Consider the following 24,726-nt stretch of genomic DNA (forward strand, 5'->3'; position numbering starts at 1 on the left):
CAGCGTAGGGTTCCCTTGCGCGGGGTGCGCTGCACAGAATCCGCCCTCTATTCACGACCGACGAGGTTTCCGTTCATGACCACTGCAAGCACCCCGCACACCTGGCACCCCGCACGGCACGCACGGCCCACATTCCGCTGGGCCCCCCTTGGATTGGCGGCCGTGCTGCTGATGGGTTGCGGAGGTGGTGATAACGATGACGATGGCACGTCACCGCCGCCCTCTGCCGGGGCCTTTACGGTGGGCGGCACCGTTGTGGGCCTGGGCGCTGGCAAGACGCTGACCCTGCAGAACAGCGCTGCGGACGACCTGGCGTTGAACGCCAACGGCAGTTTTGTATTTGTTACCCGGCTGAACAGTGGCGTGGCCTATGCCGTGACCGTCAAGACGCAGCCGAGCGGCCAGCGCTGCACCGTGACGCAGGGCACCGGCTCCGCCACAGCGAATGTGAGCGATGTCCAGGTGCGCTGCGAGAACCTGGCGGCAGCCACGTTCACGGTGGGCGGATCGGTCTCAGGGCTGGCGGGCACCGTGGTGCTGCAGAACAACGGGGGCAACGATTTGTCGGTGGCCAGCAACGGCGGGTTTACCTTTGCCACGGCGGTGGCAGGGGGCAGCGCCTACGCAGTCACGGTCAAGACCCAGCCTGCGGGCCAAAGTTGCGCGGTGCGCAACGGCAGTGGCACGGTGGGCTCGGCCAACGTGGGTTCGGTGGAAGTAGCCTGTGCCACCTCGGCGGCAGTGTTGCCGCAGGGGGACTGGAAGCAGGAACTGTGCGTACAGACTGGCCCCGGCCAATGGGGCCGCTCGATGTTCCGTATTTCCAAGCAAAGTGAAACACGCGCTACCGCCGAACAGGGTCTGGCAACTTACGCCGATGCCAACTGCACCGCGGCCGGGCCCATCATTGGCGGGGCGGGAAGCGACCTCGGCACGTTCAACTTTGATCGCACCGGCGCCACGTCCACGCTCAGCGCCTTCTGGGGCAGCTGGGCGCAGCCGACAGGGCAGACGTCACGCACCGTGTGGGCGCGCAAAGGCCCTTATCTGTGCCTGCTGGGTGACCAGACACCCACAGTTTTCCCCACGGCGGCCAGCGTGGAGAGCTACATCAACATCGTCCTTTCGAGCAAGGCCTGCTACACGCAGAACTAACCGGGGCAACGCTGCGGCGGCTTTGGCCGCCCGGCATCGCGCCTTAGCCCGCAGGCATGGCTGTGCCCTGCAACTGCTCCAGCGTCACAAAGTCCAGCGCCCGGGCGTGGGTGCACTCCAGGATCACGGGGGGCGCCACGCCCGCCTCCCACGCCTCCTTCCAGCGCAGCGCACACAGGCACCAGCGGTTGTTGGCGCGCAGGCCTGCAAACCGGTGCTCGGGCCGGGGTGTGACCAGGTCGTTGCCACGGGCCAGCGAAAAATCAAGAAACGCCTGCGTGATCCGCGCGCACACCACGTGTGTGCCGTGGTCATGTTCGTCGGTGTTGCAGCAACCGTCGCGCAGGTAGCCCGTCAACGGGTCGTACGAGCAGGGCATGAGAAGGGTGCCCAGAACATTCAATACAGTCATCGGTGGGTTAGCGCGTGTGCGTGCTCGTGGTGTAGATGGATTTCAGGGCCGTCCGGCGGTCTGGTGGGCAGGGCGCACGGCGTTGCAGTGCCGTGCAGTAAGCCACAGGTTTATCGGCGCCGCAGCACCACGGTGATCTGCCCGTTGGTTTCAATGGTGGCACGCGCCACCTCATGCACGTCCAGGCATCCGCCTGCACGCAGCGCGGCCTCCAGGTCTTCGATGGACAGCAACTCCTTGCGCATCAGTGCCTCGTTCACCTGCCCGTCTTGCACCAGCACCTGCGGCGTGCCGTCAATCAGCCGTTCGAGCCGTTCAAACCGGAACGTGAGCTGCGCCAGCACCACATGGCAGCCGATCAGCGTGAGCGCCGAAACGAGCCCGCCCACCAACGAGTTGTCGCCCGCGTTCATGGAGTTTTGCACCGCGTTGGACAGGATCAGCAGCAACACCAAGTCAAACGGCGCGAATTGCCCGGTCTGCCGTTTGCCCGTCAGGCGCAGAAAGATCAGCAGAAAAACATAGACGATCACCCCCCGCAGCACAAACTCCCACCAGGGCACGCTGGTTTCCCACATGGCAATACTCCTTGTTGCATGACTGTCACGGTGTGCAGTCTATGGTGATGGCGGCGTGGGTGAAAATCAGCGCAGTTCCTGTCGGTCTGTACAAGCCGTGGCCGCACGCTGGCAAAACGCCAGCGCCTTGAGGCTGTTGACGCGTTGCACTCCCGCCACCCTCCAAGAATCCAAGAAAGAACACACCATGCTGCGTCGCCAGTTTCACCACGCCAGTGCAGGGGCCCTGGGCGCGCTGCTTTTGTTGGCCCACCAGCGGGCGCAGGCATTGTCGCTCGCGGACCTGTCCAACGCGGATGCGTCGGGCGGGGTCAAGGCGGCCCTGAGCCAGGGCGCGCAGGCGGCGGTGGCACTGCTGGGCCGTCCGGACGGTTTTTTGGGCAATCCCCAGGTGCGCATTGGCCTGCCCGGCTATCTGGATGACGCGGCCAAGGTGATGAAATCGCTGGGACAAGGGCGGCGCATCGACGAGCTGATCACCTCCATCAACCGCGCCGCCGAGGCGGCCGTGCCCATGGGCAAAGACCTGCTGGTCAACGCCGTGCAGACCATGACCGTGACGGACGCCAAGAACATCCTCACCGGCGGCAATACCTCGGTAACGAACTTTTTTGCCGAAAGAACCCGCTTGCCGTTGGGCGAACGCTTTTTGCCTGTGGTGAACCAGGCCACCGAGAAGGTCGGCCTCACGCAAAAGTACAACGCCTTTGCAGGCAAGGCCGCCAGCTTTGGCCTGCTGAAACCCGAAGAGGCCAATCTGGCGCAGTACGTGACCGGTAAAACGCTGGATGGCCTGTACCTGATGATTGGCGAGGAAGAACGCCGCATCCGCCAGAACCCGGCGGGCGCGGGCAGCGCCATCCTGAAAAAGGTCTTTGGGACCATGAAATGAAGCACCCCCTGAGTCGCTTCGCGCCTTCACCCCTCTCTCGTCTCGCTTCGCGAGTCGGGAGGGGGACGCCCCCAGCGCGGCGGGGCGGCCCTTGCGCGGGGGCACTGGCCTTGGCCGCGCCAAGTTCAGAGCAGCGCTAGTTGATATGGCAATTTAAACCCATGGCCTCCCCTGAACCCAACAATGCCTGCCCCTGTGGCCAGACCACTGCGCGCCAGCAACCCCTTGCCTATGCCGCATGCTGCGCCCGCTATGTCGAGCATTTCGACACCGCTCCCGCCCCGGATGCGGAAAGCCTGATGCGGTCGCGCTACACCGCCTTCGTGACCGAACGGGCCGACTATCTGCAGGCCACTTGGCACGCCACCACGCGGCCCGCGGCGCTGGATTTTGATGCAGGCACGAAATGGCTGGGGCTGGAAGTGCGAGCCCACCGCACAACGGGCGACGACCGGGCTGAGGTGGAGTTTGTGGCCCGCTACCGCGTCGGCGGACGGGCGGTGCGGCTGCATGAAACAAGCCGCTTTGTGCGAGAAGGCGGCCGGTGGTTTTATGTCGATGGCGACATGTCGGCCTGATTTTTAATAAAAATGACCTCTAGCGCTTATCCCATAAGCGCTTATAGCTATGAAATTTGAAGCAATCTTGTTTGACTGTGATGGCGTGCTGGTTGACAGCGAACCCATCACCAATGGCGTTCTGCGCGACATGCTGGTGGAAGCGGGCTGGGCGCTCAGCACCGAAGAATGCATGGCCCACTTCATCGGCAAAACGGTGCGCAGCGAGGCCGCGCTGATCGAACGGCACACCGGCCGCCCGCTGACCGACGAGTGGATGAATCTTTTCTATGCGCGCCGCAATGCCCGGCTGGACGCCGAGCTGCTGGCCGTGCCCGGTGCCAACGACATGGTGCATACGCTGCACACGGCGCTGGGCGGGCGCATTGCCTGCGCCTCGGGCGCAGACCGCTTCAAGGTCGAGATGCAGCTGACCAAGGTGGGCATGGCGCCGTACTTTGCCGGCCGCATTTTCAGCGGCCATGAAATGCCCGCCACCAAGCCTGCACCCGACGTGTACCTGGCCGCCGCCGCCGCCCTGCAAACCCCGCCCAGCCGTTGCGCGGTGGTCGAAGACACGGTCACCGGCATCACCGCCGGTGTGGCCGCGGGCGCCACGGTGTTTGCCTACGCCCCGCTGGACGATGGCGCTGCCCTGCGCGCGGCCGGAGCTGCGTGGGTGTTTGCCGACATGGCCCAGCTCCCGGGTTTGCTGGCCGGTTGGTCGCAGTGACCCGCCACCGGTTGACCTTCTGACACAGATCGGGCGACGCAGCGACATGAAAGGGATTTTGTCTATGCCAGCGATGTGGAAACCATTCCGCGCTAACGCCGCGTTCACCCCGGGTCCGGGCGATGCCGCCGAGCGCCTGGCCCGCTGCTGGGTCCGCCGTGGGGCCCAGGGCGCCGCTTTGGCCGCGGCGGTGTTGCTGTCCGCATGTTCATCGGTGCGCCCGTGGATCAATGAGCCCATGCCCGCCACCGAGCAGGCGGTGTACCAGCACATCTCGTCGCGCGACCCCACCATTCTGGTGGCGGTCACGCTGTCGGGCGGGGGCGCGCGTGCGGCGGCCTTCGGGTTTGGGGTGCTGACCGAGATGCAGGAAACGCGGTTCGAGTGGAATGGCCAACGCACCACGCTGCTGGACGCTACCGACGTGGTCAGCGGCGTGTCGGGCGGCAGCATTGTGGCCGCCTATTTTGCGGCGCATGGCATTGACGGATTGCCACGCTTTGAGCAAGACTTTTTGCGCCAGAACTTTCAGAACAGCCTGATCACGCAGGCCCTGCGACCGGGCAACCTGGTGGACCTGACATCGCCGTGGCTGGGGCGCTCTCACCTGCTGGCGCGGCGGCTGGACGAGCTGTATGGCGGCCTCACGTTTGGCGATGTGGAGCGGCGCCCGCGGCACCCGCAGTTGTTCATCACCGCCACCGACATGTCGCTGGGCACCGGCTTTGAATTTACGTGGGACCAGTTCGCGCTGATCTGCTCGGACCTGCGCACCGTGCCCCTGTCGTTTGCGGTGGCGGCATCGTCGGCCGTGCCGCTGCTGCTGAGCCCGATGACGCTCAAAAACCACGCTCACCATTGCCCCGAGCGCAAGGCCGCATCCGCCACCAGCTCGCTGGCCGCCGTGGGCGACTACCGGGCCCGGCTGTACCGCGCCCATGAGTTGAGCTACCTGGATTCACAGCGCAAGCCTTACATCCACCTGGTGGATGGCGGCTTGGCCGACAACCTGGGCGTGCAGCGCCTGCTCGACCGCGCGCTGGCCGGTGGCGGCCTGCGCCAGACCTTCAGCGAGGTGGGCATTCCCCCCGGCACCATCCGCAAGCTGGTGCTGATCACCGTGAATGCAGAGCGTGACCCCTCGGTCAATATCGACATGAACGACACCGTGCCCAACATGGCGCAGGTGGTGGATTCGCTGTTGTTTGGCACGGGCGCACGCGCCACGCGCGAGACCCAGGAGTTTCTGCGCGACATCACCCGCCAGTGGCGGCAGGCACTGGCCGCGGGCTCCACCGGCAGCACCGACGCATTTGCGCCCGATGCCGAGATCCATGTCATCCCCGTCAACCTGCGCGACGCGCCGGACGACGTTGCACGCCGCCGCCTGCTGCAGGTGCCCACGGCGTTTTCGATTGCGTCTGAAGAGGTGACCGACCTGATCGAAGCCGGTGGCAGCGTGCTGCGCCATTCGCCCGAGTTCCGGGCGCTGGTGCAGTCACTGCAGCGGAATTCGCAGCCGCTGCAGGCCAAAGAATAGGCGGCCCTCGCCAGGGTTGAAAGCGAGGGGCCGGGCGGATCCGGTGCGATCAGGGGCGCGTGTCGGGCGCAGGGGTCGTGGGCACGTCCTGCTCCTTGGCCGCGGCGATCTGGGCGGCCATCGCGCGCTGGTAGCCGGGGCGCTGTTGCAGCCGGTGCCAGTACATCAGCGTGGCCTCGCCAAACTGCGGTGACAGGCCCAGGTGCTCCGCCAGCAGCAGTGCGTAGCCCACGGACACGTCTGCAGCGGTGAACCGGCCCGCGCACAAATAGTCGCTGCGGCTGTGGGTCATGGCCGTTTCCACCGCCCGCAACCGGGCCAGAAACCAGCGGCTGTAGTCCTCCACCACCTGGGGCTGCTTGCGTTCCGCGGGTTCAAAGCGGCTGTAGCGCAGCACCAGCGTTTGCGGAAACGTCAGCGTGGCATCGCTCATGTGCAGCCAGTTCAAGTAAGCGCCGAACGCCGGGTCGGGTGGGCGCACGTCCAGCCCTGCGTCGGGGTGTGCAGCGGCCAGGTATTGGCACATGGCCGCCGACTCGGTCATGCGCGTGTCGCCTTGCACCAGCAGGGGCACCGTGCCCAGCGGGTTCTCGTCCAGAAACCACCGGGCCTTGGTGCGCGGCGGGAAGGGCAGCATGTGGAGCTGGTAGGGCAGTTGCAGTTCTTCGAGCATCCACAGAGGGCGGAAGGAGCGGGCGCTGACGCAGTGGTGGAGGTGGAGCATGTAGATATCTGAGGGTGATGGTGCCGGACCTGACATTCAAGCCTGGACAAAGATTGTGGCGTTGCTAGAGTCTGGCGCCACAGTCAGCAACGAGGGACCCGAATCGCATTCGGCGCTGAAAGGGATCGCCTTGGTGCTTGCCTACCTGGGATTGCTAGATACGAGGAGTGCCTACATGGGTGCGATTTTTCAAACGCTTTACAACTTGAATCCACTGCTACCCGTGATGTATGTGGTCATCATGGCGAATGGTCTCATCGCACCGACCATCTACTGTGCCGCACGCAGGATCCCATACGACATTACGCGAGTATGGGAGCTGGTGAAGAAAGGCGATCGGGGAGCAAGGTATGTATTTTTCTCCTGGGTGGTTTTTTCCATTGCTTCGGTTTTTGTGATCGCGGTCTCCATGTATTTCTGAGTCGCGATAAAGCGTGCAATGTGAAGGTGGAGACCGTAGGCTTTTGGGAGCTTCAGGCTTTACACCCGCACCGCCCTCCGAAACTCCGCCGGTGACTGCCCCGTCCACCCCCGGAACGCCCGAATAAAACTCTTTTCGTTCACAAACCCCGCCGCCTCGGCCACCTGCTTGATGGGGCGGTCGGTGCGGTGCAGCAGGTCGACCGCGCGGGTGCGGCGCACCTCGTCTTTCAGGCCCTGCAGCGTGGCGCCTTCTTCCTTGAGCTGGCGGTGCAGCGTGCGCGGCGATACGTGCAGCAGGTGGGCCAGTGTCTCGGCGCTGTGTTGGGGCAGGGCTGCGGCCGCATGTCCGCCGTGCCCCCCCTGCGGTGCGCCCAGCAGCTGTCGTACCCGCTGCACCAGCAAACGGTCGCGCCGGTACTGCAGCACCGTCAGCGGCAGGGCGTGCTGCAGCATCTCGCGCAGGGCCACCTCGTCGCGCCGCAGGGGCAGGGCCAGGTAGCGCGCGTCGAAGGTGATGGCCGTTTGCGCCGCGCTGAAGGTGACCGGCGCGCGGAACAGTACGCCATAGGCCTCGGCATGCGCAGGCGCCGCAAACGCAAACTGCGCCGACAGCAGCGGAATGCGCGAATCCACCATCCAGCACGACAGGCCCAGCGCATTGCGCAGCATCGACACCAGACAGAACTCGCGCAGTGGCCCCAGGTCGCGCGCCTCGGTGATGCGCAGGGTGGCGGTGTCGCCCTCGGCACCCAGGTGCAGGGCAATGTCGTCGGTGAGCAGCCCATGGTGGCGGCACCAGCGCGCGAGCGCCACGCCAAGATGCGGCGAGCTGATGGACGCCCGCGCCAGCATGCCGTAGCTGCCCCAGGGCAAGCGGCGGTGGAACCAGCCCAGCGCCTCGTCATCCAGCTCTTGCATGGCGGCGTCGGAGATTTGCTCCATTTGCCAGGCGGTGATGCGGGCCTGGTCGTCCAGCAACAGCTCCGGCGCAATCTGTGCCTGGGCCAGGGCGCGGTCGGGGCGCATGTTCCTGCGTTCGTAAGCCAATGCAATGGCGCGCACGAACGCAATGGGCGTTGCTGCAGGGGCTTGTGTGGCAGAAAGCGCCGACCAGGGCGGCTCTGCGGTTGTGGCAAGGGATTTCACCGTGCAGAGTGTGCCGCAGGCGTGGCACGATTTGCAACCTTTGTGGCAACCCGACGAGGGGGCAGGCTCCTATGCTTACGGATCGCCGCCCGCTGTGCGCAGGGCCGACAGGGCACCGTGACCCAGGAGACAAAAAACCAATGACGATTGCAGCCGCTGCCAATCCCGAACCCTTGGTGAACAGCTACGCCCGCGGCGCCACCGATGTGCCGCTGATCGAGCAGACCCTTGGCGCCTTCTTCGCCGACATGGTGGCCCGCCAGCCCGACCGCGAGGCGCTGGTCAGCGTGCACCAGCAACGCCGCTTCACGTATGCCCAGCTGCAGACCGAGGCGCATCGCCTGGCCAGTGCACTACTGGGGCTGGGCCTGAACCCTGGTGACCGCGTCGGTATCTGGTCGCACAACAACGCCGAGTGGGTGCTGATGCAGTTGGCCACCGCGCAGGTGGGCCTGGTGTTGGTCAACATCAACCCGGCCTACCGCACTTCCGAGGTGGAATACGCGCTGAACAAGGTAGGCTGCAAGCTGCTGGTGACCATGGCGCGCTTCAAGACCAGCGACTACCTGGGCATGCTGCGCGAACTGGCACCCGAATGGCAGGGCCAGCAGCCGGGCCACCTGCACGCGGACAAGCTGCCGCAGCTGAAAACCGTGGTGTGGATTGACGAAGCGGGGCAGGGCACGGACGAGCCGGGCCTGCTGCGCTTTACGGACCTGATCACACGCGGCAACACCGCCGACCCGCGCTTGGCGCAAGTTGCCGCCACGCTCAAGGCCACCAACCCCATCAACATCCAGTTCACCAGCGGCACCACGGGTTTCCCGAAGGGCGCCACGCTCACGCACCGCAACATTCTGAACAACGGCTTCTTCATTGGCGAGTGCATGCGGCTCACGCCCGCAGACCGGCTGTGCATCCCCGTGCCGCTGTACCACTGCTTTGGCATGGTGCTGGGCAACCTGGCGTGCCTGACGCACGGCTCCACCATCGTGTATCCCAACGACGGATTCGACCCGCTGACCGTGTTGCAGACGGTGCAGGACGAACGTTGCACCGGCCTGCACGGCGTGCCCACCATGTTCATCGCCGAGCTGGACCACCCGCGTTTTGCCGAGTTCGACCTGTCCACCCTGCGCACCGGCATCATGGCCGGCTCGCCATGCCCCACCGAAGTGATGAAGCGCGTGGTGGAGCAGATGAACCTGCGCGAGATCACCATCGCTTACGGCATGACCGAGACAAGCCCGGTCAGCTGCCAGAGCAGCACCGACACACCGCTGGACAAGCGCGTGTCGACCGTGGGCCAGGTGCAGCCGCACCTGGAAATCAAGATCGTGGACCCGGAAACCGGCGCGGTGGTGCCCATCGGCCAGCGCGGCGAGTTCTGCACCAAGGGCTATTCGGTGATGCATGGCTACTGGGGGGATGAGGCCAAGACCCACGAGGCGATCGACACCGAAGGCTGGATGCACACCGGCGACCTGGCCACCATGGACGCCGAGGGCTACGTGAACATTGTCGGCCGCATCAAGGACATGGTGATCCGCGGCGGCGAGAACATCTACCCGCGCGAGATCGAAGAGTTTCTGTACCGCCACCCGCAGGTGCAGGACGTGCAGGTGGTGGGCGTGCCCGATGCCAAGTACGGCGAGGAGCTGTGCGCCTGGATCATCGCCAAGCCCGGCACCGCACCGACCGAGGACGACGTGCGCGCCTTCTGCAAGGGCCAGATTGCGCACTACAAGGTGCCGCGCTACATCCGCTTCGTCACCAGCTTCCCGATGACGGTGACGGGCAAGATCCAGAAGTTCAAGATCCGCGACGAGATGAAGGACCAGCTGGGGCTGGCCGAACAGACAACCGCCTGAACCTATGACCCCCCTGAGCCGCTTCGCGCCTTCCCCCGAGGGGGACGCCGCCCCTGGCCCGGCGAAGCCGGTTCCACGGCGGCGCGCGCATGGCCTGCTCCGCGGCCTCCAGTGCCACCGGCCAGCCCGGGGCACCACACCACCCATACGACATTCGACGGAGCCTGCATGATTCTCGACACCCAACTCAACGCCCGCTCGGCGGACTTCCTGGCCAACGCCGCGGCCATGCGCACGCTGGTCGACGACCTGCGCGCCCAGCTCGACAAGGTCGCCCAGGGCGGCGGCGAAGCGGCCCGCGCCAAGCACACCGCCCGCGGCAAGCTGCTGCCGCGCGAACGGGTGCAGATGCTGCTCGACCCTGGCACGCCCTTCCTGGAGCTGGCGCCGCTGGCCGCGCTCAACATGTACAACAACGATGCGCCCAGCTCGGGGCTGATTGCCGGCATCGGCCGCGTGAGCGGTGTGGACTGCATGATCGTGTGCAACGACGCCACGGTGAAGGGCGGCACCTACTACCCGCTCACCGTCAAGAAGCACCTGCGCGCGCAGGAAGTGGCGCAGCAGAACCACCTCACCTGCATCTACCTGGTGGACTCCGGCGGCGCCAACCTGCCCAACCAGGACGAGGTTTTTCCTGATCGCGACCACTTCGGCCGCATCTTCTTCAACCAGGCCAACATGAGCGCCATGGGCATCTCGCAGATCGCCGTGGTCATGGGCAGCTGCACGGCGGGCGGCGCCTACGTGCCCGCCATGAGCGACGAGTCCATCATCGTCAAGAACCAGGGAACCATCTTCCTGGGTGGCCCGCCGCTGGTCAAAGCCGCCACGGGCGAGGTCGTCACGGCTGAAGACCTGGGCGGTGGCGACGTGCACACGCGCCTGTCGGGCGTGGCCGACCACCTGGCGCAAAACGACATGCACGCGCTGCAGTTGGCGCGCAACGCGGTGCGCAATTTGAATAAAAACAAGGCTCCAGCGCTTGCTGATCAAGCGCCAGTAGCTCCTAAATTTGTAGCAGAAGAGCTCTACGGCGTGATCCCGGTGGACACGCGCAAGCCCTTCGACGTGCGCGAGATCATCGCCCGCATCGTCGACGGTAGCGAGTTCGACGAGTTCAAGGCGCGCTACGGCACCACGCTGGTCACGGGCTTTGCGCGCATCGAGGGGATGATGGTCGGCATCATCGCCAACAACGGCATCTTGTTCAGCGAATCGGCGCTCAAGGGCGCGCACTTCATCGAACTTTGCTGCCAGCGCAAGATCCCGCTCGTGTTCCTGCAGAACATCACCGGCTTCATGGTCGGCCGCAAGTACGAGAACGAAGGCATCGCGCGCAACGGCGCCAAGATGGTCACGGCCGTGGCCACGGCCGCCGTGCCCAAGTTCACCATCATCATCGGCGGCAGCTTTGGCGCGGGCAACTACGGCATGTGCGGCCGGGCGTACAGCCCCCGCTTTTTGTGGATGTGGCCCAACGCGCGCATCAGCGTCATGGGCGGCGACCAGGCGGCGGGCGTGTTGGCTACCGTCAAGCGCGACGGCATCGAGGGCAAGGGCGGCCAGTGGAGCGCCGAGGAAGAAGAAGCTTTCAAAGCCCCCATCCGCCGCCAGTACGAAGACCAGGGCCACCCCTACTACGCCACCGCGCGCCTGTGGGACGACGGCGTGATCGATCCGGCCGACACCCGCCGCGTGCTGGCGCTGGGCCTGGCCGCCACGCGCAATGCGCCCATCGAAGACACCAAGTTCGGCCTGTTCCGCATGTAAACCACGCAGTAGTCGCCATGGACGCTGTTGCCCACTTCACCCAGCTTGCGCGCTACAACGTGTGGGCCACGGCGCGCCTGCTTGATGCGGTGCTGGCCGTGGGGGACGGGGACTATCGGCGCGATGTGGGTCTGTTCTTCCAAAGCATCCACGGCACGCTCAACCACCTGCTGGTGGGTGAGCACCATCTGTGGTTTGTGCGGTTTGCCGAGGGCATCTCGCCCAAGGTAGAACTGGATGCCGAGCTGGAGACAGACCGCGCCCTGCTCGATGCCCGCTTGCGAGAGGGCGCTGCTCGCTGGGCACCACTGATTGCGTCTTTTGCCCCGGGCCGTTGGAGCGAAACGCTCGACTACACCACCATGCGCGGCACGGCGGCATCGCTGCCGTTTGCGGCCACGCTGGCGCATGTGTTCAACCATGGCACGCACCACCGGGGCCAGATCACCGCCGCCTTGACCGCCCTGGGCCAGCAGTGCCCCGAGCTGGACCTTGTCTACTTCTTGCAAAACCCGTCCAAGCCATGAGCCAGAACCTCTCCATCACCCAATCCGGCGCCGTGGCGCGCATCACGCTCACGCAGCCCGAGATCCGCAACGCCTTCAGCGACGAAGTCATTGCCGAGATCACCGCCGCCTTTTTGGACGTGGGCAGCCGCGCCGATGTGCGCGCCGTGGTGCTGGCCGCAGAGGGCCCCGCGTTCTGCGCGGGCGCCAACCTGAACTGGATGCGCCGCATGGCCGACTACACGCGCGACGAGAACATCGCCGACGCGGGCAAGCTGGCCGAGATGCTGCGCGTGATCTACGAATGCCCCAAGCCAACAATAGCCCGCGTGCAGGGCGATGTGTACGCGGGCGGCATGGGCCTGGTGGCCGCATGCGACATGGCGGTGGCGGTGGACACGGCGGGTTTTTGTCTCAGCGAGGTGAAGCTGGGTCTCATCCCCGCCACCATCAGCCCCTATGTGATCCGCGCCATGGGCGCACGAGCTGCGCACCGCTACTTCCTCACGGCGGAGCGGTTTGGCACAGCCGAGGCGTTGCGCATCGGTTTTGTGCACGAGGTGGTGGCCGCCGACCAGCTCGACGCCAAGGTGGACGAACTGCTCAAAGCCCTGACCAGCGCCAGCCCCAACGCCGTGCGCGCGTGCAAGAAGCTGGTCATCGACGTGGCCGAGCGCGAGATCAACGCCAGTCTGATTGCCGCCACAGTGCAGGGCATTGCCGACATCCGCGCGAGTGACGAGGGCAAGGAGGGCGTGCAGTCCTTCCTGAACAAACGCAAGCCGAATTGGCTGCTGGCCTGACCCGCCCGTACTGAGCAACCCACACCATGGACACCCTCTGGTTCAACATCGTGCAATGGCTCCACACGCTGGGGCTGCATGTCGACGGCGGCACGGCCCGTGCCGTGGGCGACGCGGCGGCAACGGCCACCGCGCAACTCGACATGCCCAGCCTGCTGGCGCTGGCCGCCGCACTGGGCTGGGCCAGTGGCTTTCGGCTGTATGCCGTGGTCTTCCTCGTTGGCATGATGGGGGTGCTGGGCTGGATGCCCCTGCCGCCCGGCCTGGCCATGCTGCAGCACCCCGTGGTGCTGATGGTCAGCGGCTTCATGCTGCTGGTGGAGTTTTTTGCCGACAAGGTGCCCTGGGTGGACAGCGCCTGGGACGCCGTGCATGCCTTCATCCGCGTGCCCGCCGGCGCCGCGTTGGCGTATGGCGTGTTTGGCTCTGACAACGCCACGATGGCGGTGGTGGCGGGGCTGCTGGGCGGCTCCCTCTCTGCCACGTCGATGGCGACCAAGATGACCACGCGCGCGGCGGTCAACACCTCGCCCGAGCCATTTTCCAACTGGGGCCTGTCGTTCTTTGAGGATGGCCTGGTAGTGGCCGTCGTGTGGCTGGCCACGCAGCACCCGGTGGCGTTTGGTGTTGCGCTGGTGGTGATGGTGGTCGTGTCGGTGCTGCTGCTGGTGGTGCTGTTCAAGTTTCTGCGCGCCGTGGTGCGGCGCCTTTCCCGTTTCTTTTCTGGCTCCCCTGGAGTGGCTTAAATGTTTACAAAATTCCTGATTGCAAACCGTGGGGAAAACGGTTGCATGGCACCCGTTTCTACAAATCGCTTGGCACGCGCAGCGTGTGCAGGCGATCTCGCCGCGGGAGGGCAGCATGTTTAAAAAGATCCTCATCGCCAATCGCGGCGAGATCGCTTGCCGTGTGGCGGCGACTGCCAAGCGCCTGGGCGTGAAGACCGTGGCGGTGTACTCCGATGCCGACGCCAACGCCAAGCACGTGGCCGTATGCGACGAGGCCGTTCACATTGGTGGCAGCGCGCCCAAGGAAAGCTACCTCCGCTGGGAGCGGATCATCGAAGCCGCGCAAGCCACGGGCGCGCAGGCCATTCACCCCGGCTACGGGTTCCTCAGCGAAAACGAAGACTTTGCCAAGGCCTGCGCCGAAGCGGGCCTGGTTTTCATCGGTCCGCCACCGTCTGCTATCAAGGACATGGGGCTCAAGGCCGAGTCCAAACAGCTCATGGAAAAAGCCGGTGTGCCGCTGGTGCCCGGCTACCACGGCAGTGACCAGGACCCCGCGCTGCTGCAGCGCGAGGCCGACCGTATTGGCTACCCCGTGCTCATCAAGGCCAGCGCGGGCGGTGGCGGCAAGGGCATGCGCGCGGTGGACAAGAGCGAAGACTTCGCCGCGGCGCTGGAATCGTGCAAGCGCGAGGCCATCAACAGCTTTGGCGACGATGCCGTGCTGGTCGAAAAATACGTGCTGCGCCCCCGCCACATCGAGATCCAGGTGTTTGGCGATACCCAAGGCAACTGCGTGTACTTGTTCGAGCGCGACTGCTCGGTGCAGCGCCGCCACCAAAAAGTGCTGGAAGAGGCGCCAGCCCCTGGCATGACGCCAGAACTGCGAAAGCAGATGGGCGAGGCCGCCGTGGCCGCTGCACGCGCCGTGAAATACGTGGGTGCGGGCACGGTGGAATTCATCGTAGAGCAGCCCGGCGGATACGCAAAGCCTGAGGACATGAAGTTCTATTTCATGGAGATGAACACCCGTCTGCAGGTGGAGCACCCCGTGACCGAAGCCATCACCGGCCTGGACCTGGTGGAGTGGCAACTGCGTGTGGCCTCCGGCGAGCCGCTGCCGCTGCGCCAGGACGAACTGCGCATCACCGGCCACGCCATCGAGGCGCGCATCTGCGCCGAGAACCCCGACAACAACTTCCTGCCCGCCACGGGTTCGCTCAACGTGTACGCGCTGCCTGAATGCGTGACGTTTGAACGCGGTTCTGTGCGCGTGGATTCCGGCGTGCGCCAGGGCGATGCGATCAGCCCGTTCTACGACTCCATGGTGGCCAAGCTCATCGTGCACGGCGACACGCGCGAGCAGGCGCTGGCGCGGCTGGATGAAGCCCTGGCGCAGACCCACATCGTGGGCCTGGCGACCAACGTGCAGTTTCTGCGCCGCGTGGCCCGCACCGACGCATTTACCAACGCCCAGCTGGATACCGCTCTGATACCGCGCGAGCAGGCCGTTCTGTTCCACCAGGAACCGGTGGGCCTGCCCCTGGCCGCAGCGGCCGCCGTGGCGCAAACCCTGCTGCGCGAGCGCGCCAGCGAGGGCGTGGACCCGTTCAGCCGCCGCGATGGTTTCCACACGCATGGTGTGGTGCAGCGCCGCTTTGAGTTTGAGTTTGGTGGCGAACATGCCAAAGCCTGGCTGACCTACGAGCGTGGTGGTTGCCTGCATCTGGCAGTCGGCGAGGGTGATGCCGCCGTGGCCGGACCGCTGGTGTTTTCTGCGCGGGCCGACGGCATCGAGTTGCAGTTCGCAGGCCAGCGCACGCGCGCCGCGGTGTACGCCCAGGGCGAGGTGGACCATGTATTCACCCCGCTGGGTGCCACGCAGATCACCGCCATCGACCTGCTGGCCCACGCGGGCGAGGCAGCGGCCGAAGGCGGGCGCCTGACGGCCCCCATGCCCGGCAAGGTCGTGTCGTTTGCCGTGAAGGCTGGCGATACCGTCACCAAGGGCCAGCCCCTGGCGGTGATGGAAGCGATGAAGATGGAGCACACCATTGCCGCACCGACCGACGGTGTGGTGCAAGAGCTGCTGTACGCACCGGGCGATCAGGTGACCGAAGGCTCTGAGCTGCTCAAGCTGGTGGTGGCTGAAAAGGCTTGATGGAATCTGGCCTGGTTTTGAAGTGCGACGATACCCACCGCATCCGTTCGGGCTGAGCTTGTCGAAGCCGTGGCACTTTTGCGGCCAGCCCTTCGACAGGCTCAGGGCGAACGGGGGTGCGATGCCCCGCGTGACAGCGCGCTGGGTGCAATGCCGTTACCCTTGCACGCCATGAAAATCACCTTTTGTTGTACCGACACCAAGGCCGAGCCTTGGCTCCAGGGCCTCAGCGCCGCATTGCCTGGCGCTGACATTTCTGTGTGGCAATCCGGCGCGCCGCAGGCCGACTACGCCGTGGTCTGGGCGCCGCCCCAGCAGTTCATGGACGAGCAAGCCGACCTAAAGGCCTTGTTCAACATCGGCGCGGGGGTGGACGCGCTGCTCAAGCTCCGCCTGCCCTCCAATGCGCTGGTGGTGCGACTCGACGATGCAGGCATGGCCGTGCAGATGGCCGAATATGTGTGCCACGCGGTCATCCGCCACTTTCGCGAGTTCGATGGCTACGAGGCCGACATGGCGGCCGGACGCTGGGGCTACCGCAAGCCCCGCCTGCGCGGCGATTACCCCATCGGCGTGATGGGCCTGGGCGTGCTGGGCGAGCGGGTTGCCAAGGCGCTGGCCCAGTTTGACTTTCCCATCAACGGCTGGAGCCGCAGCCCCAAGGCCATCGATGGCGTGCGCGGCTTTGCAGGCGCCGAGCAGTTCAACGACTTTCTGGCGGCCAGCCGTGTGTTGGTTAACCTGCTGCCACTCACGCCCGACACCGCCAACGTCATCAACAAAGACACGCTCGCTCGCCTGCAGCCGGGCGCCTACGTGATCAACGTGGCGCGCGGCGCACACCTGGTGGACGAAGACCTGCTGGCGGCCATCGACAGCGGCCATGTGGCGGGCGCCACGCTCGACGTGTTCCGCACCGAGCCACTGCCCGCAGGCCAAGCGTTCTGGAACCACCCGCGCATCACCATCACGCCCCACACCTCGGCGCGCACGCTGCGCGACGAGAGCATTGCCCAGATTGCGCGCAAGATGGCAGCGCTGGAGCGGGGTGAGGCGGTGGCGGGCGTGGTGAACCCCGGGCGCGGGTACTGATTGATCCAGCGCGCGGCACGGCGGACTTGGCAACCAAAGAAAATCGCAGGCATGACCACAACAGCCCCTACCATCCGTCGATTTTTTGGCCTCATTGGCTGGCTCTTGCTCGTGCCCAGCGCCCTGACCGCCTTGGGCGCGGCCTGGATACTTGCCTCGGGCATGAACATGCTGGGTGGTACCCACACGGCGCAAGGCCGGGTGGTGGCGCTTCAAGAGCTGTTTGTGGGCCCGTCGAATCGCAAGGGTATCGCCCACCAAAGCGTCGTGGAGTTTGTCGCCCCGGATGGCCGCGCGGTGCGGTTTACCGATTCGATGGCGCGTCAGAACCAGGCCGCCCACAAGGTGGGTGAAAGTGTGACGGTGCGGTATGACGTCAAAGACCCGTCGCAGGCAGAAATCAGCAGCTCCAGCATCGTCAAGGTCGTGTTTGGCGCCGTCATGCTGTTCGGCAGCGCCGTGGGCATGGGTTTGGGTGGGCTGTTGTTGCGCCTGCGGTCCAGAGCAGACGCCATTGCCGCCAGCGCCACTTCGGAGTGACCTCGGCCCACGTGGACCTGAAGCCATCCATTTCACGAAAGAGACCCCCCCCATGAGCATTCCTTCCCGCGTCCAACTCATCGACGTAGGCCCGCGCGACGGCCTGCAAAACGAAAAGACCCCTGTGCCCGCCGCCGTCAAGATCGAGCTGGTGCACCGCCTGCAGCAGGCTGGTCTGAAAGAGATCGAGGTCACCAGCTACGTATCTCCCAAGTGGGTGCCGCAGATGGCCGACAACCACAAGGTCATGGAAGGCGTCGCGCGGCAGGCGGGTGTGGCCTATTCGGTGCTCGCGCCCAACCTCAAGGGATTCGAGGCGGCGGTGCTCGACAAGCCCGATGAAATCGTGGTGTTCGGCTCCGCCAGCGAGGCCTTCAGCCAGAAGAACATCAACTGCAGCATTGCCGAGAGCATCGAGCGTTTTGCCCCCGTGGTCGAAGCCGCCCTGGCTGCTGGCATCCGCGTGCGGGGTGCCATGAGCTGCACCGTGGGCTGCCCGTACGAAGGCGAGATTGCGCCCGAGCGTGTGGCGTATCTGGCAGGCCTGCTTAAGGGCATTGGCGTGCAGCGCGTGGACGTGGCCGACACCATTGGCGTGGGCACACCGCGCAAGGTGCAAAAAGCGCTGGAGGCGACGTTGCAGCACTTTGGCATCGACGATGTATCGGGCCACTTCCACGACACCTACGGGCAGGCACTGTCCAATACGCTGGCCGCGCTGGAGCTGGGCGTGTGGAACTTCCAGTCGTCCGTGGCCGGGTTGGGCGGTTGCCCTTATGCCAAGGGCGCGACGGGCAATGTGGCCACTGAGGACGTGGTGTACATGCTGCAGGGCATGGGCATCGAGACGGGGATTGACCTGGACAAGCTCATTGATGCCGGGGCCTACATCAGCGACTACCTGGGACGTCGGTCCGGCTCGCGCGTGGCGGTGGCGGTGCTCGCCAAACGAAACCACTGACGCGTCACGGCACCCTGCGCGCTGGCTGTGTGCTTGTTGAAGCAGCCATTGGCCGACTTCACTGCCCGTCAATCCGTGTGAAAGGCGTGGCCGCTGCGAGTCTGCTTGGCCTGGTACATGGCCCGGTCGGCGCAGCGGATCAACTCGCTCAATGTGCGGCCGTCCTGCGGGCTGCACGCGATGCCCGTGCTGACCCCGATGGTGAGGGCCTGGCCCTGAAACTCCACGGGCTGTCGCACGGCTGCGGCCAGGCGCCCGGCCAGTGTGGCCAGCTGTTCTCTGGACAACGGTTGCGCGAGCAGGATGACGAACTCGTCGCCGCCCAGGCGTGCAACGATGTCGCCTGCGCGGACATGGGCCTGCAGCCGTGTAGCCACGGCGCGCAGCACCGCGTCGCCAGCGTCATGCCCGTGTACATCGTTGACGGGCTTGAAGCGGTCCAGGTCGAGCAGCATCAAGGCATGTTCGGCGCCATCGTCCAGCACCCGCGCCGCGCCTTGGGCCAACCCGGAGCGATTGGCCAGGCCGGTCAGCGGATCGGTGGCGGCGGCTTCGGCCAGGTGGGCGGCGTGCAGGCGCAGTTCGATCTGCGACGTGCGCATGCCACTGATGCGGCTGCCCAGTGCAATGGCAAACACCACCATTTCGGCGGCCACACCGATCTGCAGGCCGTTGGCCAGAATGAAGGGTGAATGGATAACACTCCAGTTGCCCAGCACCACCAACAACACCGTCACAAACAGCAGGGCCTGGCCGCCCAGGTACCACCGCGCGGGCGTGAAGCCCCGCCGCATGATGACCACGCCCGCCACCACGGCGAGCACCGCCCCCACACTGGCGATGATTTCGTTCAGGGTCTGGGCGGTGCCAAACAGGCCCAGCAACCCCAGCAGCGCTGTAAACCCCGACAGCACGCCCACGGCCAGTACCAGCCGGTCCAGCCACGGCACCTGCCGCGTGTTGAGGAAACTGCGCGCAAACAGCGTGCCAAAGACCAGCCACAAGCTGGGCAGCACCACATTGCCGCGCTCCTGCCACCAGGGCCACTGGCCCCACAGGTAATGGGCTGCGTGGCCGTTGAAGCTGGCCAGCGTCAGCAGCGCAAAGGCGCACTGGCCGATGTAGTAGCCGTAGGTAGGGTCGCGAAAGATGCCCGCCAGAGCGAGGTTGTAGACCAGCAGCGCCAGCAGGATGCCGTAGCAGATGCCATCGAACAGCCGCTTGTGCTGGCGCCACTGCAGGTATTCGGCGGTGTTCCAGACCGAAAGACCGACCAGTGGCGTTGTTTCGGCAAACATCCGGACATAGACCGTGTAGGTGCCCGGCCCGGGCAGGTGCAGGCGCATGAGGTAGCGCTCGCTGCCCAGCGGGCGAGAGGAGAAGGGACGTGACAGGCCGGTGTGGACTGGTGGGGCCAGCGCTTGGCCCTCAGCGTCAAAGGGGCCGTAAAAACGCACGTCCTTGAGCGCGGTGGTCTGCGTGGCCAGCACCCAGTCGGCGAAGGGCTCGGAGCGTTGCTCCAGCACCACCTTGAACCAGTAGGTCTGTGCACTGTCACCATGCCGCTGTGTGGTTGGCACGGTCTTGAAGCGGACGGCGTTGGCGGGTTCAAGCACCTGGTCCAGCGTCAGCGTGCCGCTGTCGTCCGCAAGCCACAACAGCTGGCCGGTTTCAGCAAGCGACAGCCCTTGCGGATGCGCTTGAAGGACAACAGGCGTGGCCCAGCCACCAGACAGGTTGCCCAGGAGAAGACACAGGAACAGGCAGGCGCGAAGCAGCTTCATGGACAATGGATGGCAGTACTGGGAGCCTGTCGGACGGGGAGCGCGATAGCGTAAACCGCAGGTTTCAACAAAATTGGCCCTGTGAGGACAGAGCGGCATAGCCAAAATTGAACCACTGCGGTCAATTTGCAGCCGACGATTTTTCGGCCCGACAGGCTCCTAGCACTGTAACCGTGCGCGCACCGCATTCATGGGGCGCGGCATGCCAACTGTGGCTGCCGTTGTGCCCGGCGCGGGACCTGTTTTTTCCTGTTTTGCATTGCCTTTCATGAACACCTTCCCCGAAAGTACCGAGAGAGTGGCTGCCGAGCTGCTGCGGTTGTCCCACCCCCATGCGCCCCGCGTGCTCGACGACGCCGCGCGCACGGCGCAGCAGGCAGCCGACCAGTTGGGCGTGGCGCTGGGCCAGATCGCCAAGAGCATCATTTTTCGCCGCAAAAGCGACGACGTGGCTGTGCTGGTTGTCACCTCGGGCGACCGGCGTGTGGACGAGAAAAAGGTGGAAGCCCATGTGGGCGGCAAGATCGGCCGCGCCGATGCCGAGTTTGTAAAGGCGCGCACCGGTTTTTCGATTGGTGGCGTATCGCCCGTAGCGCATGCCACGCCGCCCGTCACGCTGATCGACCAGGACCTGCTGCGCTTTGAGGTGGTGTGGGCGGCGGCGGGGCACCCGCACAGCGTGTTTTCCCTGCACCCCACCGATTTGCAGCGCCTGACCGGCGCGCCCGTGGTGGACGTGGTGCAGGCGCCCATCGCGGCGCCTGACGCTGTGGACGGAAAGCTGGTTGCATGAATGCTACCGAATTGCTAGCTGCACGCGCTTTGCAGATAAGCGCTAGCGGCCATTTTGATGCTAAAAACACCGAGGCCGTGCCTTCGCCCTGCATTTCGGTGTGCCGCATGTCGTCCGACCGCAGCCACTGCGAGGGCTGCTTTCGCACGCTGGATGAAATCCGCATCTGGTCGCGCGCCGATGCCCACTTGCGGCGCGGCATCTGGCAGCAACTGATGGAACGCGCGGGCATTGCGGCACCCACGCCGACGCACGCGCCTGCACGGACACAGACCGCCAAGGCCGAGCCATGAAGCGCATCACCTTCTACCTGGACTTTGTCTCGCCCTATGCTTGGCTGGCCTTCGAGCGTTTGCCGGAGGTGCTGGAGGGCCTGAGCTACAGCGTGGCCTACCAGCCGGTGCTGCTGGGCGCGCTGCTGCAGCAGCATGCCAACCCCGGCCCCGCGGGCATTGCGCCCAAGCGCGAGTGGACCTATCGCCACGTGACGTGGCTGGGCCACGCGCAGGGCACCCCGCTACAGATGCCCGCGCGCCACCCATTCAACCCGCTGCCGTTGCTGCGCCAGGCGCTGGCCTGCAGCGACGATGGCTTCATCAACCGCTATGTGGCAGGCACCGTGCTGCGCCACGTGTGGCAGGGCGGGCACGATGCGCTCGATGCCGAGCGCCTGGCCGCGCTGGCGGCCGAGTTAGCCGAGCAGATCCGCGCGGGGCAGGACATGAACAGCGACGGCCCCAAGGCGCTGCTGCGCGCCAACACCGAGGCCGCGCAGGCGGTGGGAGTGTTCGGCGTGCCTGCGTTTGCGGTGGACGGCAAGCTGTTCTGGGGGCTGGACGGCCTGCCTATGTTGCGCGCCTATCTGGCGGGCGACGACTGGTTTGCCGGGGCCGAGGGCGAAGCACGCTGGGCTGCGCCCGAGCTGCTTCCTTCAGGCCTCAAGAAAAACTGATCGACCTTAGCCCCCGCCATCGCGGTGGCGTGCCAGCCACCGGTGCCGGGCGGCCAGGCGTTGCACATCGCCCCAGCTGCTGCATTGCGCCGCCACCCGGGGCCAGATGCGCTGCAGCAGGTCACATTCCACCAGCGTGTCGGCGGCGGCCTGGTGCCGCACGGCGCAGCGGATGCCGAAGTGCGCCATCCAGTCGTCCAGTGCGCGCGCACGTACTTGCTCGTGGGTGACGGCGCACAGGTGGTCCACGTCCACCCAGGGGTTGGGCAGGGCGTGTCCGAGGTATTCGCGCGCATGGCGGTTGATCATCGTGCGGTCAAAGGCCGCATGAAAAGCGAGCAAGGGGCTGTCTTGCACATAGTTTTCAAAGGCCAGCAGCGCCTGCGCGGGAGGCATGCCGTTGCGCTGCATCTGCGCGCCGATGCCGTGCAGCAGGATGTTGTCTTTGCTGGATGCCTCGTCCTGTTGCAGCACCACTTCAAAACTGTCGCCCAGCGCCACGCTCAGCGTGCGGCGCGGCCAGTCCACCCGCAGCGCAATGGCGGCGATGGCCAGCAGGCGGTCGCGGCGCATGTCCAGGCCGCTGGTTTCGACGTCCAGCATCACCCAGCGGGTGCCGGTGTAGGCGGGCGCTTGTCCGAGGGCGCGCCTGAGCGGGTTCAGCCAGCGCATGGCGGCTACCGGTCGTAGTCCAGCTGCAACCGCTGCTGCAACTGCCGCGCCACGCGAAAGGACTCGCGCAGGATGCGCCGGTCAATGTCGTTGAGCCGCGCCACCACGATGCGGTTGGGCGGTGTTTCTTCACCTTCCCCTGCTTCCAGCTGCACCCGCAGGCGCAGGATCTGCAAGAACTCGAAGCCTCCCACCCAGGCGCCGTACTCCGTCTCCGGCAGGCGCCATTGCGCACCGGCTGCCTCCAGGCGCAGCCGCGTGTTGGTCTCGTGCACCCCCAGCGCCAGGCTGTAAATGCGCGCTGCGTCCACAAACAGCGCCGTGCCCTGCAGCTTCAGGTCCAGCGCGCCTTGCTCGTCGGTGTCGATGGCGCCGCGCCAGTTCAGTGGCGCGCTGCGCCCCAGGGCGTTGTGGGCCAGCATCTTGAGAAACCGCGGGCTGTTGCGCGCGGCCGCGGTCACATCGGCACGCAGCGCCCGCGCCAGCGAGACATCGCCGCACAGGGGGCGAAAATCGAAATAGATGGAGGCGTTGAGCAGGTCCTGGGGCGAGCCCTGCGCCACCCAGTGCCCGAAGCGCTCGCGCCATTCATCGAGCTTGAGGCAGCAGGCGCTCTCGCCCGCCATGATGCCGCCCCGGCACAGCGGATAACCGCAGGTGTCCAGCGCCAGGTTGACGGCATGTGCGAAGTGGCGCACTGCCTCGCGCGACTCGTCCGACACATCGTTGTTCAGGATGATCGCGTTGTCCTGGTCGGTGGCAATGGTCTGCTCGGCGCGCCCCTCCGAGCCCAGGCTCAGCCAGCACAGCCACTGGAGGTCAATGCCGAACTCGTCGGCCTTGAGCTGTACCAGCCGTTCGGTCAGCACATCATTGAGGTGGCTGATCATCGACGTCAGCTGCCGCGCATGCACACCCTGTGCGAGCAGACTGCGCGCCAGGCGCCGGATGTCCTGGGCCGAGGCTTTCAGTGCTTCTACATCGGTGGCCGAGCGCAGCGCAGTGCTGACGCTTTTGAGGCTTTGCCGCTGCATGGCGAACAGATCGCGCTCCGACACCATGCCAATCGCCACGCCTTCGCGGGTGACGGGCACATGGCGGATGCCGTGGCGCGACATCAGCAGCGCAGCGTCTTGCGCCGTGTGTTCGCTGGTGAGCGTGCGCACGGGCGCCACCATGACTTCGGAGATGGGTGTCTCCAGCGGCAACCTGGCCAGCGCCACACGGCCCAGCACGTCGTAGCGCGTGAGGATGCCCACGGGGTGCTGGGCCGCATCCACCACCAGCATCGAGCCCAGGCGCGACTGGTGCATGGTCTGCAATGCGGCCTGCAGCGGTGTGGCGGCTCCGCACGTCACCAGCTTCTTGCCGACGAGCGTGCCCAGAGGGGTTTCAAGGGACTGCTCCGCAGTGGCATGCGTGGCATAGGCGGCCTGCAATGCCTGGCGCGAGAGCGCGAGGAATTGCGCGGTGCGCTGCCCCAGGTACTGCGCAAAGGCCGTGCTGCGGCCGGCCAGCCGGTGCATGTGCGCCACGGCCAGCGCGAGCACGAAGGTGTCGGTGTTGGCGCGGTAAGTGGCGGTAACGGCGCGGCCCGCCCAGGCGGCACTCACCGGGAACAGGTCGCCCGCCTCGTATTCAAAAGCACCCACGGCTTCCGCCAGACCGCGCGTGCCCGTGACGGCGCCCTGGCGCACGTAGTAGAGCCACTGCACGTTCCCGCTTTCTGGGCCGATCACCAGTTCACCGGGGGCGAAATACTGCTGTTCGCAGTGCGACAGGAAATCGTCCACCTCGGCATCGGGCATTTGCGCAAAGGGCGCGTGCTGCTTGAGGTCCTGGCGAAAGTTGGCCAGCAGGTGGTGCGAGGGCTGCAGCGCCTGCACACCAGCGCCGGGCAATGGACTTTGCGGCTTCTCCATGGCCGCAG

The 24,726-nt window shown here is 65.7% G+C and carries 25 protein-coding genes; 18 read left to right on the forward strand and 7 right to left on the reverse strand.

The features are described from left to right. The first annotated feature begins 75 nt into the window (after positions 1 to 75). Positions 76 to 1,155 (forward strand): hypothetical protein, encoded by a 1,080-nt coding sequence (locus tag ACK41V_RS06305; protein ID WP_409779379.1) that lies wholly within the window; start codon positions 76 to 78, stop codon positions 1,153 to 1,155. Between the two features lie 43 nt (positions 1,156 to 1,198). Here the strand turns inward: ACK41V_RS06305 and ACK41V_RS06310 are convergent, their stop codons facing one another. Beyond that, positions 1,199 to 1,567 (reverse strand): DUF2237 family protein, encoded by a 369-nt coding sequence (locus tag ACK41V_RS06310; RefSeq protein WP_409779383.1) that lies wholly within the window; start codon positions 1,565 to 1,567, stop codon positions 1,199 to 1,201. Positions 1,568 to 1,677: 110 nt separating this feature from the next. Further along, positions 1,678 to 2,145 carry a DUF421 domain-containing protein gene (locus ACK41V_RS06315; protein ID WP_409779386.1) on the reverse strand — a complete coding sequence of 156 codons (468 nt, stop codon included), beginning with the start codon at positions 2,143 to 2,145 and terminating at the stop codon, positions 1,678 to 1,680. A gap of 187 nt (positions 2,146 to 2,332) precedes the next feature. Between ACK41V_RS06315 and ACK41V_RS06320 the strand changes: the two genes are divergently transcribed. From ACK41V_RS06320 to ACK41V_RS06335, 4 genes are all read left to right on the forward strand, one after another. Beyond that, the gene (locus tag ACK41V_RS06320; RefSeq protein ID WP_409779388.1) at positions 2,333 to 3,037 is read left to right on the forward strand and encodes a DUF4197 domain-containing protein; all 705 of its coding nucleotides are present in this window, start codon (positions 2,333 to 2,335) and stop codon (positions 3,035 to 3,037) included. Positions 3,038 to 3,198: 161 nt separating this feature from the next. After that, positions 3,199 to 3,615, forward strand: a complete 417-nt coding sequence (locus tag ACK41V_RS06325) for a YchJ family protein (protein ID WP_409779391.1) — start codon at positions 3,199 to 3,201, stop codon at positions 3,613 to 3,615. A 49-nt stretch (positions 3,616 to 3,664) separates the two neighbouring features. Next, positions 3,665 to 4,327, forward strand: a complete 663-nt coding sequence (locus tag ACK41V_RS06330) for an HAD family hydrolase (protein ID WP_409779394.1) — start codon at positions 3,665 to 3,667, stop codon at positions 4,325 to 4,327. A 64-nt stretch (positions 4,328 to 4,391) separates the two neighbouring features. Continuing rightward, positions 4,392 to 5,867, forward strand: a complete 1,476-nt coding sequence (locus ACK41V_RS06335; protein WP_409779397.1) for a patatin-like phospholipase family protein — start codon at positions 4,392 to 4,394, stop codon at positions 5,865 to 5,867. 49 nt (positions 5,868 to 5,916) lie between these two features. On the opposite strand, the gene ACK41V_RS06340 is transcribed toward ACK41V_RS06335, so the two are convergent. After that, entirely contained in the window at positions 5,917 to 6,591 is a 675-nt protein-coding gene (locus tag ACK41V_RS06340; protein WP_409779400.1) for a glutathione S-transferase family protein, read from the reverse strand. Between the two features lie 175 nt (positions 6,592 to 6,766). Here ACK41V_RS06340 and ACK41V_RS06345 point away from each other — a divergent pair, with 175 nt between their 5' ends. Then, positions 6,767 to 7,012 carry a hypothetical protein gene (locus ACK41V_RS06345; RefSeq protein WP_409779403.1) on the forward strand — a complete coding sequence of 82 codons (246 nt, stop codon included), beginning with the start codon at positions 6,767 to 6,769 and terminating at the stop codon, positions 7,010 to 7,012. Between the two features lie 59 nt (positions 7,013 to 7,071). On the opposite strand, the gene ACK41V_RS06350 is transcribed toward ACK41V_RS06345, so the two are convergent. Then, positions 7,072 to 8,160: an AraC family transcriptional regulator gene (locus ACK41V_RS06350; protein WP_409779406.1), complete on the reverse strand. Its 1,089-nt coding sequence runs from the start codon at positions 8,158 to 8,160 to the stop codon at positions 7,072 to 7,074. A 140-nt stretch (positions 8,161 to 8,300) separates the two neighbouring features. Between ACK41V_RS06350 and ACK41V_RS06355 the strand changes: the two genes are divergently transcribed. The 9 genes from ACK41V_RS06355 to ACK41V_RS06395 all read left to right on the forward strand — a co-directional run bounded on the left by ACK41V_RS06355 (position 8,301) and on the right by ACK41V_RS06395 (position 18,595). Beyond that, positions 8,301 to 10,031 carry an AMP-binding protein gene (locus ACK41V_RS06355; RefSeq protein WP_409779408.1) on the forward strand — a complete coding sequence of 577 codons (1,731 nt, stop codon included), beginning with the start codon at positions 8,301 to 8,303 and terminating at the stop codon, positions 10,029 to 10,031. 168 nt (positions 10,032 to 10,199) lie between these two features. Continuing rightward, positions 10,200 to 11,804 carry a carboxyl transferase domain-containing protein gene (locus tag ACK41V_RS06360; RefSeq protein ID WP_409779411.1) on the forward strand — a complete coding sequence of 535 codons (1,605 nt, stop codon included), beginning with the start codon at positions 10,200 to 10,202 and terminating at the stop codon, positions 11,802 to 11,804. 17 nt (positions 11,805 to 11,821) lie between these two features. Then, positions 11,822 to 12,331 (forward strand): DinB family protein, encoded by a 510-nt coding sequence (locus ACK41V_RS06365; protein ID WP_409779413.1) that lies wholly within the window; start codon positions 11,822 to 11,824, stop codon positions 12,329 to 12,331. Continuing rightward, positions 12,328 to 13,113, forward strand: a complete 786-nt coding sequence (locus ACK41V_RS06370) for an enoyl-CoA hydratase/isomerase family protein (RefSeq protein WP_409779416.1) — start codon at positions 12,328 to 12,330, stop codon at positions 13,111 to 13,113. The genes ACK41V_RS06365 and ACK41V_RS06370 overlap by 4 nt, the downstream gene beginning before the upstream one ends. A gap of 26 nt (positions 13,114 to 13,139) precedes the next feature. Further along, positions 13,140 to 13,859: a DUF4126 domain-containing protein gene (locus ACK41V_RS06375; protein ID WP_409779419.1), complete on the forward strand. Its 720-nt coding sequence runs from the start codon at positions 13,140 to 13,142 to the stop codon at positions 13,857 to 13,859. A 115-nt stretch (positions 13,860 to 13,974) separates the two neighbouring features. Continuing rightward, the gene (locus ACK41V_RS06380) at positions 13,975 to 16,002 is read left to right on the forward strand and encodes an acetyl/propionyl/methylcrotonyl-CoA carboxylase subunit alpha (RefSeq protein ID WP_409779422.1); all 2,028 of its coding nucleotides are present in this window, start codon (positions 13,975 to 13,977) and stop codon (positions 16,000 to 16,002) included. A 171-nt stretch (positions 16,003 to 16,173) separates the two neighbouring features. Next, the gene (locus tag ACK41V_RS06385; RefSeq protein WP_409779425.1) at positions 16,174 to 17,094 is read left to right on the forward strand and encodes a 2-hydroxyacid dehydrogenase; all 921 of its coding nucleotides are present in this window, start codon (positions 16,174 to 16,176) and stop codon (positions 17,092 to 17,094) included. A gap of 51 nt (positions 17,095 to 17,145) precedes the next feature. After that, entirely contained in the window at positions 17,146 to 17,634 is a 489-nt protein-coding gene (locus tag ACK41V_RS06390; protein WP_409779427.1) for a DUF3592 domain-containing protein, read from the forward strand. A 52-nt stretch (positions 17,635 to 17,686) separates the two neighbouring features. Then, positions 17,687 to 18,595 (forward strand): hydroxymethylglutaryl-CoA lyase, encoded by a 909-nt coding sequence (locus tag ACK41V_RS06395; RefSeq protein ID WP_409779430.1) that lies wholly within the window; start codon positions 17,687 to 17,689, stop codon positions 18,593 to 18,595. Between the two features lie 68 nt (positions 18,596 to 18,663). On the opposite strand, the gene ACK41V_RS06400 is transcribed toward ACK41V_RS06395, so the two are convergent. Further along, positions 18,664 to 20,379, reverse strand: a complete 1,716-nt coding sequence (locus tag ACK41V_RS06400) for a 7TM diverse intracellular signaling domain-containing protein (RefSeq protein ID WP_409779433.1) — start codon at positions 20,377 to 20,379, stop codon at positions 18,664 to 18,666. Between the two features lie 268 nt (positions 20,380 to 20,647). On the opposite strand from ACK41V_RS06400, the gene ACK41V_RS06405 reads away from it, so the two are divergent. From ACK41V_RS06405 to ACK41V_RS06415, 3 genes are read left to right on the forward strand one after another with little or no spacing between them, the layout of a single operon-like run. Beyond that, entirely contained in the window at positions 20,648 to 21,172 is a 525-nt protein-coding gene (locus ACK41V_RS06405; RefSeq protein WP_409779435.1) for a YbaK/EbsC family protein, read from the forward strand. Next, positions 21,169 to 21,465, forward strand: a complete 297-nt coding sequence (locus ACK41V_RS06410) for a DUF1289 domain-containing protein (RefSeq protein ID WP_409779438.1) — start codon at positions 21,169 to 21,171, stop codon at positions 21,463 to 21,465. The genes ACK41V_RS06405 and ACK41V_RS06410 overlap by 4 nt, the downstream gene beginning before the upstream one ends. Beyond that, positions 21,462 to 22,124, forward strand: a complete 663-nt coding sequence (locus tag ACK41V_RS06415; protein WP_409779441.1) for a 2-hydroxychromene-2-carboxylate isomerase — start codon at positions 21,462 to 21,464, stop codon at positions 22,122 to 22,124. The genes ACK41V_RS06410 and ACK41V_RS06415 overlap by 4 nt, the downstream gene beginning before the upstream one ends. Positions 22,125 to 22,130: 6 nt before the next feature. Here ACK41V_RS06415 and ACK41V_RS06420 read toward each other — a convergent pair whose 3' ends face one another. Further along, positions 22,131 to 22,796 (reverse strand): 3'-5' exonuclease, encoded by a 666-nt coding sequence (locus ACK41V_RS06420; RefSeq protein ID WP_409779443.1) that lies wholly within the window; start codon positions 22,794 to 22,796, stop codon positions 22,131 to 22,133. Between the two features lie 5 nt (positions 22,797 to 22,801). After that, positions 22,802 to 24,718 carry a DUF294 nucleotidyltransferase-like domain-containing protein gene (locus ACK41V_RS06425; protein ID WP_409779446.1) on the reverse strand — a complete coding sequence of 639 codons (1,917 nt, stop codon included), beginning with the start codon at positions 24,716 to 24,718 and terminating at the stop codon, positions 22,802 to 22,804. Positions 24,719 to 24,726: the final 8 nt, after the last annotated feature.

The organism is Acidovorax sp. (assembly GCF_046291265.1).
Classification (GTDB): domain Bacteria; phylum Pseudomonadota; class Gammaproteobacteria; order Burkholderiales; family Burkholderiaceae_C; genus Acidovorax.

Coding starts and splice junctions, on each gene's coding strand:
- ACK41V_RS06375 (WP_409779419.1), top strand. CDS start 13,140: ATGGACACCCTCTGGTTCAACATCGTGCAATGGCTCCACACGCTGGGG.
- ACK41V_RS06345 (WP_409779403.1), top strand. CDS start 6,767: ATGGGTGCGATTTTTCAAACGCTTTACAACTTGAATCCACTGCTACCC.
- ACK41V_RS06315 (WP_409779386.1), bottom strand. CDS start 2,145: ATGTGGGAAACCAGCGTGCCCTGGTGGGAGTTTGTGCTGCGGGGGGTG.
- ACK41V_RS06330 (WP_409779394.1), top strand. CDS start 3,665: ATGAAATTTGAAGCAATCTTGTTTGACTGTGATGGCGTGCTGGTTGAC.
- ACK41V_RS06325 (WP_409779391.1), top strand. CDS start 3,199: ATGGCCTCCCCTGAACCCAACAATGCCTGCCCCTGTGGCCAGACCACT.
- ACK41V_RS06370 (WP_409779416.1), top strand. CDS start 12,328: ATGAGCCAGAACCTCTCCATCACCCAATCCGGCGCCGTGGCGCGCATC.
- ACK41V_RS06320 (WP_409779388.1), top strand. CDS start 2,333: ATGCTGCGTCGCCAGTTTCACCACGCCAGTGCAGGGGCCCTGGGCGCG.
- ACK41V_RS06360 (WP_409779411.1), top strand. CDS start 10,200: ATGATTCTCGACACCCAACTCAACGCCCGCTCGGCGGACTTCCTGGCC.
- ACK41V_RS06380 (WP_409779422.1), top strand. CDS start 13,975: ATGTTTAAAAAGATCCTCATCGCCAATCGCGGCGAGATCGCTTGCCGT.
- ACK41V_RS06425 (WP_409779446.1), bottom strand. CDS start 24,718: ATGGAGAAGCCGCAAAGTCCATTGCCCGGCGCTGGTGTGCAGGCGCTG.
- ACK41V_RS06305 (WP_409779379.1), top strand. CDS start 76: ATGACCACTGCAAGCACCCCGCACACCTGGCACCCCGCACGGCACGCA.
- ACK41V_RS06415 (WP_409779441.1), top strand. CDS start 21,462: ATGAAGCGCATCACCTTCTACCTGGACTTTGTCTCGCCCTATGCTTGG.
- ACK41V_RS06400 (WP_409779433.1), bottom strand. CDS start 20,379: ATGAAGCTGCTTCGCGCCTGCCTGTTCCTGTGTCTTCTCCTGGGCAAC.
- ACK41V_RS06385 (WP_409779425.1), top strand. CDS start 16,174: ATGAAAATCACCTTTTGTTGTACCGACACCAAGGCCGAGCCTTGGCTC.
- ACK41V_RS06335 (WP_409779397.1), top strand. CDS start 4,392: ATGCCAGCGATGTGGAAACCATTCCGCGCTAACGCCGCGTTCACCCCG.
- ACK41V_RS06365 (WP_409779413.1), top strand. CDS start 11,822: ATGGACGCTGTTGCCCACTTCACCCAGCTTGCGCGCTACAACGTGTGG.
- ACK41V_RS06310 (WP_409779383.1), bottom strand. CDS start 1,567: ATGACTGTATTGAATGTTCTGGGCACCCTTCTCATGCCCTGCTCGTAC.
- ACK41V_RS06340 (WP_409779400.1), bottom strand. CDS start 6,591: ATGCTCCACCTCCACCACTGCGTCAGCGCCCGCTCCTTCCGCCCTCTG.
- ACK41V_RS06390 (WP_409779427.1), top strand. CDS start 17,146: ATGACCACAACAGCCCCTACCATCCGTCGATTTTTTGGCCTCATTGGC.
- ACK41V_RS06395 (WP_409779430.1), top strand. CDS start 17,687: ATGAGCATTCCTTCCCGCGTCCAACTCATCGACGTAGGCCCGCGCGAC.
- ACK41V_RS06355 (WP_409779408.1), top strand. CDS start 8,301: ATGACGATTGCAGCCGCTGCCAATCCCGAACCCTTGGTGAACAGCTAC.
- ACK41V_RS06410 (WP_409779438.1), top strand. CDS start 21,169: ATGAATGCTACCGAATTGCTAGCTGCACGCGCTTTGCAGATAAGCGCT.
- ACK41V_RS06420 (WP_409779443.1), bottom strand. CDS start 22,796: ATGCGCTGGCTGAACCCGCTCAGGCGCGCCCTCGGACAAGCGCCCGCC.
- ACK41V_RS06405 (WP_409779435.1), top strand. CDS start 20,648: ATGAACACCTTCCCCGAAAGTACCGAGAGAGTGGCTGCCGAGCTGCTG.